The organism is Limnoraphis robusta CS-951 (genome assembly GCF_000972705.2).
Map to the genome: position 1 here is coordinate 1 of NZ_LATL02000290.1, position 11,091 is coordinate 11,091.

Genomic DNA, 11,091 nt, shown 5'->3' on the forward strand with positions numbered 1-11,091 from the left:
GAAGTTTCGAGGCGTGAAAGCTGGACTTCCTAAAGTTTGGATGATCATCGTTTCGGGGGTGGCCTGGTTGTTGTTGGTTCTGTTGGGACTGGCTTTGGTGCTAGTGGGTTATTTTGTCTTGGTGTTTTTCAATATGTCTACTCCCGAAGACTCTAACACGGGTTGGGCGGCTCTGGCCTTAATGCTGGTACTGGTTTTGATTGCGGGGCGTCGGGGAATTGAACGGGGTTGGGGAGCGTTTGTTGATGCGATCGAAATTGCCGTTGTCGGGATTATTATCGGGGTGGTGTCTGGACTAGCGAATGTCGTCACCTTGCTGGGTACATTGGCAATTGCGGGGGTGTTAGCGGGGTTTGCGGGGGCGATTCTGTTTGCGTCAGCCGTCGCTTTTGGGGTGATTTTTGTGATTGCTGAACGTATAGCCTGGGTGATGAGTGTGGCGAAAGTATTGATGGTGGCGGCGATTGCGAGTGCCATTGCGGGTTATATTTCGGGAGGGGTGAGTGCGATGGCGATCGCAATATCTGTTTTAGTAACGTTTTGGTTTGATTATATCGGTTGGCGGGGGATTCAAGGGGATCAAAAATATGTTTTAATTCACAACTTGGCGGTTAATTTAGCAGCGACGGGCGGAACAAATTTTCGCAATACGGATTTAACGGATGCTAGTTTTACCAATGCTATCTTGAAAAGTGCTGATTTTCGCCAAGCTAAATTGACGCGCACACGTTGGCGGGGGGCGAAGCAACTGGATCAGGTACGATGCGGAAATACTTATTTAGAAAATACTCAAATTCGGGAATTGTTGCAAACAGGTCTAGGCGAAAACCAGAATTTTGATTATCAAGATTTGCGGGGACTGAACTTACAAAATGCTAATTTAACAAAGGCGAGTTTTATTGGGGCTAATCTCAGTTCGACTAATTTAAAAGGGGTTGATTTATCCAAAGCTAAACTGGTGAGAACGAAATTAAGTCAAGCCAATCTGAATGGTTCAACGTTAACGGGGGCTTTTATTCAAGATTGGGGTATTACGTTAACGACTCAACTGAGAAATATTACTTGTGATTATTTGTTTTTGCGTCTTCCGGCTGAAAATAGTGATGATCCAAATCCCTATCGTCAACCAACTGATTGGAGTAAAACTTTAAAACCCCAGCAATTTACAGCTATTATTCGTTCGTTCTTGCAAAGTAAACAAAGTTGGTACTCGACGATTTTAGATTCCGAAGATAACCCTTCCGAATTTTCAGGAACAATTGTTCAAGTTTCTCTCAAAGGAGAAAGAGATATTCTAGAAGCTGAAAATCGCGACAATTCTCTCAATTCGACAAGGGTTGATCATTCACCAAAAGAAGCCCCGGAAACTCCTAATAAACTGCCTACTAATTTAGCGGCTATTGTGTCAGTGATTGAACAGTTTATCCAAGAAATAGAAGCGGTTTATCCGATTAATACAACGTCTGAACAGATGAAAGCGGCGGCGGAAATTGTCGAACAACTCGAAAGTGATCCGGTTTTAAAACAAAGTTTGATTGAGACTTTAACTTCAGAAAATTGTCAAAAGATTGAACAAGCAATTAATCGCCCGATTGGTCATTTTATTGTACAAGCGATTCACTCTTGGCAAACTTTTAATGTTAACAATTCTCCCAATTCTTCTAATTCTCCTCAGTAGTAGGGTGCATCAAATCAGCCACATCTGGATGGAATTTCATATGATGTCCGGTTTATTAATTTTGTTATGGGGTGGGGCGGGTTTAACTCAATCTCGGAGTGGTCGTCAAGATCTAGGCAGAACCCGCCCCTACCAGCACGATTATTGATTAGTCGGATATCATATCACAACAGTAACCTGTTTGATGCACCCCAACCATCTTTACTCCGCCAAATCAGAGATAACTTCAGCTAATCCAGCGACCACTCTTGTTAGCTTATCGAAATCAATTTTATCAGGAGTATCTTCTTCTGTGTGGTAATAAGGGTAACGATAAGGAGCGGTATCTGTAATCATAATTCCTTGATATCCCTGTTGCCAAAAAGCCCATTGGTCTGACCAACCAACACCCGGAATCCAACTCGGTAAAGAAACACCTTCTGAAGGAAATTCAGCATAACGACGAAAGGATTTAATGGCTTGCCGAACTAAATTTCCCGAGTTGAGATTGCCAATAAATGCAATAAAATTGCCTTGATTGGGATAGAATAAATTAATGGGGAAAGGGTATTTTTGACTCCCTACCGTGTCTGAAAAATAGCCCATTGTTTCCAAGCTTAACATCGCCACAATATTTTCTTGATTCTGACGCGAACGCTGGGCATAGACCAAACTTCCCATATTTTCTGTCCAGAAAAAAGGCGGTTCTTCATTGGTAAATTCAACAAAACGAACCGTGCGCTTGGTAGATTTCTGGGCAAAGATTCGTGCGAGTTCTAGCGTAGCGACGGCACCCGTGCCATTATCATTAGCCCCCGGACTGGTAAAAGCTGAATCGTAATGACCCCCAATCAGCACAATTTCATTAGGCTTTTCGGTTCCCAATCGTTCAACTTCTAGATTATAATATGATTTATTATTAATCTGATATTCCTGGAGTTTTACTTCGTAACCCGCTTCAGTTAAAGCAGTTTCCAAAAACGTTTTTGCTGCATTCAGATTTTCATATTGACTTACATTTCGCACCCCAATCTCATCTGCTATCTTTTGAATATCTCGTTTGAGTGAGGTTTGAAGTGCAATTTCTTCGTTTTGTAAAGGTTGAAGTTTGCCGTTATAACTGTGTTCGGGCATCCAAAACATCGTCAACCCTGCCCAAGCCCCTAAAATCAGCAATACAGCGAAAAGTATCGCTAAACGAACTAAGGCAGACTTGTTAACAATCTGCATTCTAAATTGATTTTTGTTTGAGGATGGGCGCATCACAACAAATATATCATCTAGTAGTCGGGTGCATCAAATCACCTATATTATGATGTACTTTCATAAGAACCCGTTTGATGCACCCTACCGATTCAACAAACAATATTAAAGGACTTGATGAGTATAAGCGTGCTGTTTAACGTTATCTTCTGTGCTGATAATTCGCTCTGAATTTAAAATGCGTTTGCGTTCTAAGGAATAGTTTAAGTCTTTAAAAACTGTCCCTAAAGCAATATGAGATTGAGCGTTTGGACGACTTTTATAAGTTCGGGCGGCAGCGAAAACCCGTTGGTTAAAATCATCAGCTAACTGCACCTCGGGTGGAAACTCAGCAGGAATTTGGGCAGTCTCGCCTGTGAGAACCGCTCCGACTGTTGTGGCACAAGCCATTTCATAAGACGTGGGAATTCCTTTGAGTAAAGCTTCGAGGGCGGCTGAGGGAATGGGTTCAATAATTTGAACTTGATGAACTTCCCCTTCTTGTTTGATGAAACAAGTTGCTAAACCAATGATCACATAGTCATCAGCGCAAAGATCAGGAGCGTTAGGATATGCAGCGCTTGAGGTCATAGGGGTTTAATGAAATTTCCGACGAATTTAATCTCGATGAATTTATTTAATCGTGTGTGCGATCGCTAAACTCACAAACTGCATTTTACCAAGTTCTGATCATCTGCGTGAACGGGAGAATAGATAGCCTTTCAGGAGTCTAAAAATCCTCAAAGCAGTCACTAGACTCAAGTTTGATCATTTCTTTGGCCTGGAAACAGCCCCAATGATTTTGATAAATCTTAATAGAAGTTGAAATTTGTGTTACTCGTCACTGGTAGAGGTAATTGATGAAGCCACCCCTACAAGACTGATAACTGTAATAACGCTTCTAAGTCTAAACGAGCGAGTTTGTCGTAAGCTTGTTCAATCACCCGTTTCCCGCGTAACGCTCCGGTATTGGCTCCCGGACAGAGAAATTGTAGCGTTTGTGGGGAAAATCGCTCAATTAACCGTTTGACATTCTGAACTTGTCGTGGCCAGTGAAAGGTTTTCGCTGTTCTTAACGGGACGGGTTCACCCTGAAGATTGGGTAACAAATGACGTCCACTAAACAACAGGCCTCCATTTAAGCTAGAGTAGAAACAGGACGAACCAGGAGAGTGACCGGGAGTCCAAATCATTTGGCTGTGAGGACTGAGGGTAAACTCCTGTTGAAAGGAAGTAACAGTTGCTTCCGGGAGCAGATAAGCCTCCTGTTCTTGGATGAGAAGATGACATTCTGTTGAGTGCTGAATCTCCCGTGCTTGACCAATATTTCCGCGATGGGTAATGACTAACCACTGAACTCCCCCCTGTTGTTCGATAAAATTCCGGTTCACCTCGTCCCAAGCGGGAGTATCGATCAGAATATTAGTTTGATTTTCGACCATCAAGTAGGCTGTTCCCCCTAATGTCTCTCGGTTGGGAGAAAAAGCCCAAATATTTTCGAGTACAGGCTTTGGAGGTTGAGAAACGGGTCGGGGTTGCACCATAGAAAGGTTTGAAGGGTTAATTTAAAGATTGTCATCTTGAGCTAACAGTTTCATCGGCTACAGGTTTTGCTCAGTGTGGGATAATAGCATAGCAGAGAATTTAGTCTAAGCATCAGTTTGAGTCGATGGCTTCTGTTATTTGTTAGTTATACTCATTTCAATTTTTGATTTTAGACTGGGTTTTTAGTCGCAGTGAAATTTTAGATCATGCTTCTTTGGTTGTGGTTGCTCCTATTAGGTTTTATAACGTACTGGATTTTGCGACGGGGTGTCGCTCGCATTACCCGTACACCGATTTGGATATTATGGCTGGTGATGATGACACCTGCGTTGATTTGGAGTACCTGGCAGCTTGTCTACGGTGAACAGAGGCGTATTCCACCTGAACTGATCATTATCCCTTTTATTCTTTGTCCTTGTGTTTACTGGTTGCTGGTTCAACTCGGACGCCAAATGCCGCCAGAAATGATCGATTCGTCTACGACATCTCTCTCAAGCATGACCCCGGAAACAACACCGAAACCGCCTCCTCCCCGAGTGATTACCCCTTCGGAGGAAAACAAACTGCGTGAGTGTTTCCCTTGGTCGGTTTTTCCCTTACAAAAACTTGAACATCGCCCCCAAGCGGTGATTTGTCGGGGCCAAATCCGGTCTAACCCGGAGACTGTCTATCAAACGATTCGAGATAAAATTGAGGCGCAATTTGGCGATCGCTTTATTGTCGTTTTTCAAACGGATTTGAATGATAAACCTTTCTTTGCGTTGGTTCCTAATCCCTACATTGAAACCGCTAAAAAGGTGACTGACAATGACCCTATAACGCGACCCCTGTTAGCTTTGGCATTGTTGGTGATTACCTTATTTACAACGACGTTAGCGGGTGTAACGATGGCAGATGTGCCTCCTGAAACTTGGCAATCTGATCCGAATTTATTGCGCCAAGGATTACCTTATGCGCTGGCTTTGATGGCAATTTTGGGGATTCACGAATCGGCTCATTATCTGGCGGCGAGATGTTATCGCATTCGCACAACTTTACCTTATTTTATGCCCGTGCCGTTTTTCCTCGGGACTTTGGGCGCTTTTATCCAAATGNTGGCAGATGTGCCTCCTGAAACTTGGCAATCTGATCCGAATTTATTGCGCCAAGGATTACCTTATGCGCTGGCTTTGATGGCAATTTTGGGGATTCACGAATCGGCTCATTATCTGGCGGCGAGATGTTATCGCATTCGCACAACTTTACCTTATTTTATGCCCGTGCCGTTTTTCCTCGGGACTTTGGGCGCTTTTATCCAAATGCGATCGCCGCTTCCCAACCGCAAAGCTTTATTTGATGTTAGTGTGGCTGGCCCCTGGGCGGGATTTATCGTCACGTTACCGATTTTGATGTGGGGATTGGCTCATTCAACGGTGATTTCGGCGCCCCCTGATAGCGTGGGAATTTTAGATTTTGATGCGATTAATCCCAGTTTTTCTCTATTGTTAACGGTGTTGAGTAAGTTAACCTTGGGAACGGAATTAACGGCTACTGATGCGATTGATTTTCATCCGGTTGCGATCGCTGGATATTTGGGTTTAATTGTCACTGCGTTTAATTTACTTCCGGTTGGTCAACTTGATGGCGGTCACATGATTCATGCGATGATGGGTCAACGCACGAGCATGGCAATTGGTCAAGTTTCTCGCTTTTTAATTCTGATTTTGGCGTTGACTCGACAGGAGTTTTTGATCTTAGCGGTTTTGCTGTTCGTCTTACCCCTCAATGATGAACCCGCCTTAAATGATGTCAGCGAATTGGATAATATTAGAGACTTTGTAGGATTGCTGACGCTGTGTTTATTATTGGTGATTCTTTTACCTGTTCCTCAGATGGTGGCTCAGTGGTTAAATTTTTAGAAAAAGCCGGAAATTAAACACCTAAATTCGGGTAAAAGCGGCGAAGTGAGTTGATTTTCTCTTAAAAGAGTTGCAACTAATCGACTCCGACCAAGTATCAAGGATGAATCTAATAAGATTTTAATTCAAAAATCGAGTTAAATCAAATTCTTGATCGGGTTCGGGTTGATTATAGCGATCGCGTTCCGACATCAACAGTAATAAGATTCGATCTGAATAATCGACTGCTCCTCGACATTCTTCGAGTAATACTTCTAAACCCCCATTGGCATACTCTTCAAAAATTTCCGCCCGTTTTTCTTCGGATTCCGCATCAAAAGGGGATAGAATTTGCGGGTCATTCACTTCCACAAAAGCCATGAGTTTTATCACTAAATCATAGCCGCGAGAAATAAAAACTTCTAAGGAAATGGGCGAAGGTTCTCGTTTAGAAATGGCTTCTAGAGGCACTCGTTTTTTGCGCCCCATTCCTAATGTTGCGGCAAATACCATCACATCTGCATAGGTTTGAAACGGCCCTGTTTTGCCTTCTGATTCGGTTAAGGCTTTAACAAAATCTGCTTTATCTTTTGCGACTCGAATTCGATTAAACGCCATAATCAATCAATATACTTTTACTTTTAAAGGCTGATTTACATTATAATTTACATGAACTTTACACGCAATAGATTAAAATTTACAGAAATGACTTGTTCAAACAAGCTGAAAACCGTAAGATCAGTTCTCAAAGACTAAAATTCAAGAGTGTCTAATTTTATGTATGACTTTGCAATTATCGGGGGCGGAATTGTCGGTTTATCAACGGGAATGGCGTTAGCTGAACGTTATCCTGATGCAAAAATTCTGCTTTTAGAAAAAGAAAACCGTTTTGCCCCTCATCAAACGGGAAATAATAGCGGTGTGATTCATTCAGGGATTTACTATAAACCCGGAAGTTTAAAAGCCAAACTCTGTCGAACAGGCTGTATTTCGATGGTGGAATTTTGCCAAAAATATGGCATTGATTATGATGTCTGTGGGAAAGTCATTGTTGCGACAGAACCGGAAGAATTACCCCTCTTAGAAAACCTCTATAAACGCGGTTTAGAAAATGGTCTTGAACTCCAAAAAATCACCGCCGAACAGGTCAAAGAAGTTGAACCCTATGTGCGGTGTTTAGCGGGAATCAAGGTCTTTTCAACCGGAATTGTCAACTATACGCAAGTTTCCCAAAAATACGCCGAACTGATTGCCCAACAAGGCGGAAAACTGCAACTATCGACGAAAGTTGAGAATATTAAAAACACCTCAGACGGTTCAATTCTGGAAACAAACAAAGGCGAATTTCAAGCGAAATATTTGATTAATTGTGCAGGATTGTATAGTGACAGAATCACTCAGTTAGGCGGCGTTAAACCCGAAGCAAAAATTGTTCCCTTCCGAGGCGAATACTATGAACTCATCCCCGAAAAACGTTATCTAGTCAAAACCCTAATTTACCCCGTTCCCAACCCCAATTTTCCCTTCTTAGGCGTTCATTTTACCCGGATGATTGATGGCAGTGTTCATGCAGGGCCTAATGCTGTTTTAAGCCTGAAGCGAGAAGGCTACAAAAAGACAGATTTTGACTTAGCAGATACCATTGATACACTGACTTATCCGGGGTTTTGGAAACTCGCCACCAAACACGCAAAAGATGGGATTGAAGAAATTATTCGCTCTTTTAGCAAAGCAGCATTTGTTCACAGTTTACAACGTTTAATTCCTGAAGTTCAGTCAGAAGATTTGATTCCAACTCATGCGGGAGTACGGGCGCAGGCGTTGAAAAATGACGGGAAACTGGTGGATGATTTTTTAATTGTAGAAGGACGTAACGCCATGCACGTTTGTAACGCGCCTTCTCCGGCGGCTACTGCTTCCTTAGAAATTGGTAAAGCCATTGTCGAAAAAGTCGCAAATAGACAGCAATCAACTCTCAAGGTTTAACGAGTGTTTGCTGAGTTGAGGAAAAAAGCTTGACCAAAGGGACGCTAAAATACTAGATTTAGAAAGGATAACATCAAGGAGACATCAAAATCTATGGCTGCTGAAATCATTTATGTTTCAGTCTTGTGCTTTTCTATCGTTTTAGTGGGTTTAGCAGGCGGTTTCCTGTTACTCAAACTTCAAGGCGGCGAATAAGTCAAGTCACTGATCTGAAAACCGGATAAAAAAATGCGATCGCCGTTTTGGTTGGTGCGATCGCTTAATTTTTAAGAAGAATATTTTCTCTCTTTGTGTCTGGTGTGTCTTGGTGGTGGTTCTTGCTTCTTTCCAACTCTTCTATATCTTCTCACTCCAACAAATCATAAAAATTACAGTTGAGAAAAATGGTGTTGAAGTAGACGATGAATAAACCGATAACGATCACCCACTTTTTGTAAAAGTAAGCGTTTGGTTGCGACATTTAAAAACTGTTTAGTTTTCCAAGGAAGATAACCTTTATAAGACAAAAAACCGCGTAAAATAAACTGTTCTATCCAGTCACTAATTGCCAACTTTCGATAGATAAACGCCCAGATACAACCCAGAATTATTCCCCCAAAAACGAGCAAAATTGAACTCAAAATGACCCCGAGAGCAATTAAAGCAATAATTCCCCACCAAATCAACCCGGAAACGAACTTAACCCCAATCTTATATTGATTTTCTTGTTGAGAATCTTGCAACCAACTGGGGGAAATTTCTTGAATCGAAAACTCAGACTGATTTTCTTCTTCCAAACGTTTGGCTAACCATTCTAAGCCCTGTCTAACCTTTTCTAAATTTTGTTCTTCCCAGTTTTTTCGAGAGGTTGACGGTTTGCGATGGGGTGCAATTTGAGTGCGAATATAAGCATTAAATAAATATTGGCGTTGTTCTTCTAAGGTCCCTAACCGCTTCCAAGAAGAGATTAAAATTTCTTCATAGGCTAAGGTCATCATACTAAGAAGTAGGGGTTTTTTCGCTAATTTTAATAAATTTTCATCTTTTTCAATATTATTCCAAAGTTCTCGACTGCGAGCATTCATTAAATAAGTTCTAATTTGTTTTTTGGTGAGCGGACGCAGTAAAATAGCCCCATTAAGCTGCAATACTGCTTCACAATTATGATAAGCTTCTACACTGCTACAAACCACTAAATGTAAAGGACAAATCTGACTGGATAAAAATTCATTCAGCTTAAGAATACAGGAATTATGTTGATTTTTTTTGACTTCATCAAACCCATCTAATAACGGTAAAATTTGTAATTTTTCCAGCCAATCTTTCGCTAAATCTGTAGGAATATCATATTTAATATTGAGTTGATCAATCATCCAACTGTCAATCGATTGTTCACTATCCGTCCAACTTGCTAAATTTAATAATATCGGTATGGGTTCTCCCTGATCGCGTAACGCTCGTTTAACCAATACCTTCGTTAACCCGATTAACGTTGTTGTTTTTCCTGCCCCGGTTCCTCCAAGAATCAACAGCTTTCCGCCGATGCGATCAAAAACCGGAATAATCCCACACTCAGGCGATAATCGAAAACTCGGACGATTTCCCACCTTGGCTTCGATATCCCAAATTCGCCGCATTTTTAACGGGGGAGTTTCCTGGGCTAAATGGGTTAATACAGCTCTGTGAGGTGATTGTAACCGATATTGCTTAACTTCGTTTTTGACGTGCTGAAGCAGTTGATAACGTTTCTGATGCGGGAGTCGATTGGAATTAAATCGTAACATAGAAGTATAGGATATTGGCGATCAATTAAAGCCAGCTCAAGTTTAATTTAAAATATACAGGGTAGACGAACATTTAAAATCTGGATGTCAAATTTCCCGAGAAAGTCCTGAAGTTTCAGGTACTATCCCGAAACTGCTTACACGAAATTGCTACGATCAATTTTTCCTGANATTAAAGCCAGCTCAAGTTTAATTTAAAATATACAGGGTAGACGAACATTTAAAATCTGGATGTCAAATTTCCCGAGAAAGTCCTGAAGTTTCAGGTACTATCCCGAAACTGCTTACACGAAATTGCTACGATCAATTTTTCCTGAGAAACGAGGTCTATACTGATGTCCTTCAAACCTAGCCAGTTGATGATTGCAGGGGCAGCCGGACTCGCCACAGCCGTAATAGTCGCTTATATTACGGCGATGCCCTCTTCTCAACCTCCGACTGAGGAGACTTTAAACTCCCAGAGTCCACCGCCAACGACGCCTTCTCCGGTCGCTGCTGCACCCGCTAACGCCCCGATTTCCCCGCCGTCTTCTGAAACTAACCCAGTGGTGATTCGACCGCCTGTAGAGAATTGTCGGATTAATATGGCGGTGGTTAATGATCCAGAAGCACCTCTGAATGTCCGTTCATCCCCTGAAGTCAAGGATGATAATATTGTCGCTCAACTTGATAATAATACGTTTATTTCTGTTGTTAGTGAACAGCTTGGTTGGTTACAAATTAGTAGCCCCGTAGAAGGATGGGTGGCTAAAAATCGCACCAAAAGCAGTTGTGCCAATGTAGAGAAACCGATTAACTTTTTACCGGGGGGAAATTCGGCGATTATTAAAGGTGAAATTATTGGCGGGGGAAGTCATCGTTATCTTCTCAATGCAGAAGCAGGTCAAACCCTAACGGTTGAAAGTCGTGAACAGGTTTTTCCGCGTATTGTTACCCCAGACGGGCAACTTTTAGCCGGAGATCCTTATACTGATAGCCGCAGTGAATGGACGGGAGAACTTCCCACAACCGGACAATATAC

10 protein-coding genes and 1 pseudogene are annotated in these 11,091 nt (G+C 42.0%); 6 read left to right on the forward strand and 5 right to left on the reverse strand.

What is annotated here, in order from left to right:
* Window positions 1–1,678 (forward strand): pentapeptide repeat-containing protein (locus WN50_RS31150; RefSeq protein ID WP_200906323.1); only part of this gene is annotated, 1,678 nt, incomplete at its 5' end.
* Window positions 1,679–1,879: 201 nt separating this feature from the next.
* Here the strand turns inward: WN50_RS31150 and WN50_RS24410 are convergent.
* From WN50_RS24410 to WN50_RS24420, 3 genes are all read right to left on the reverse strand, one after another.
* The gene (locus WN50_RS24410) at window positions 1,880–2,887 is read right to left on the reverse strand and encodes a M28 family peptidase (protein ID WP_200906322.1); all 1,008 of its coding nucleotides are present in this window, start codon (window positions 2,885–2,887) and stop codon (window positions 1,880–1,882) included.
* Window positions 2,888–3,025: 138 nt separating this feature from the next.
* Window positions 3,026–3,490: a hypothetical protein gene (locus tag WN50_RS24415; RefSeq protein WP_046277638.1), complete on the reverse strand. Its 465-nt coding sequence runs from the start codon at window positions 3,488–3,490 to the stop codon at window positions 3,026–3,028.
* A 281-nt stretch (window positions 3,491–3,771) separates the two neighbouring features.
* Complete coding sequence (locus WN50_RS24420) at window positions 3,772–4,443, reverse strand: MBL fold metallo-hydrolase (RefSeq protein ID WP_046277637.1); 672 nt, start codon at window positions 4,441–4,443, stop codon at window positions 3,772–3,774.
* Window positions 4,444–4,650: 207 nt separating this feature from the next.
* Between WN50_RS24420 and WN50_RS36580 the strand changes: the two genes are divergently transcribed.
* A partial coding sequence (locus WN50_RS36580; RefSeq protein ID WP_235441117.1) for a site-2 protease family protein occupies window positions 4,651–5,538 on the forward strand: 888 nt, incomplete at its 3' end.
* A gap of 1 nt (window position 5,539) precedes the next feature.
* Window positions 5,540–6,342: pseudogene (locus tag WN50_RS36585) on the forward strand (site-2 protease family protein); the annotation flags it as partial.
* A gap of 120 nt (window positions 6,343–6,462) precedes the next feature.
* On the opposite strand, the gene WN50_RS24430 reads toward WN50_RS36585, so the two are convergent.
* Entirely contained in the window at window positions 6,463–6,939 is a 477-nt protein-coding gene (locus tag WN50_RS24430; RefSeq protein ID WP_046277635.1) for a DNA phosphorothioation-associated protein 4, read from the reverse strand.
* Between the two features lie 147 nt (window positions 6,940–7,086).
* Here WN50_RS24430 and lhgO point away from each other — a divergent pair, with 147 nt between their 5' ends.
* Entirely contained in the window at window positions 7,087–8,307 is a 1,221-nt protein-coding gene (lhgO, locus tag WN50_RS24435; protein ID WP_425354828.1) for an L-2-hydroxyglutarate oxidase, read from the forward strand.
* Between the two features lie 93 nt (window positions 8,308–8,400).
* Entirely contained in the window at window positions 8,401–8,502 is a 102-nt protein-coding gene (gene petM / locus WN50_RS24440) for a cytochrome b6-f complex subunit PetM (RefSeq protein WP_046277633.1), read from the forward strand.
* A 173-nt stretch (window positions 8,503–8,675) separates the two neighbouring features.
* Here petM and WN50_RS24445 read toward each other — a convergent pair whose 3' ends face one another.
* Window positions 8,676–10,070 (reverse strand): NACHT domain-containing protein, encoded by a 1,395-nt coding sequence (locus tag WN50_RS24445; RefSeq protein ID WP_046277632.1) that lies wholly within the window; start codon window positions 10,068–10,070, stop codon window positions 8,676–8,678.
* A gap of 335 nt (window positions 10,071–10,405) precedes the next feature.
* Here WN50_RS24445 and WN50_RS24450 point away from each other — a divergent pair.
* The coding region (locus WN50_RS24450; protein ID WP_049561073.1) for an SH3 domain-containing protein at window positions 10,406–11,091 on the forward strand (686 nt) is incomplete at its 3' end.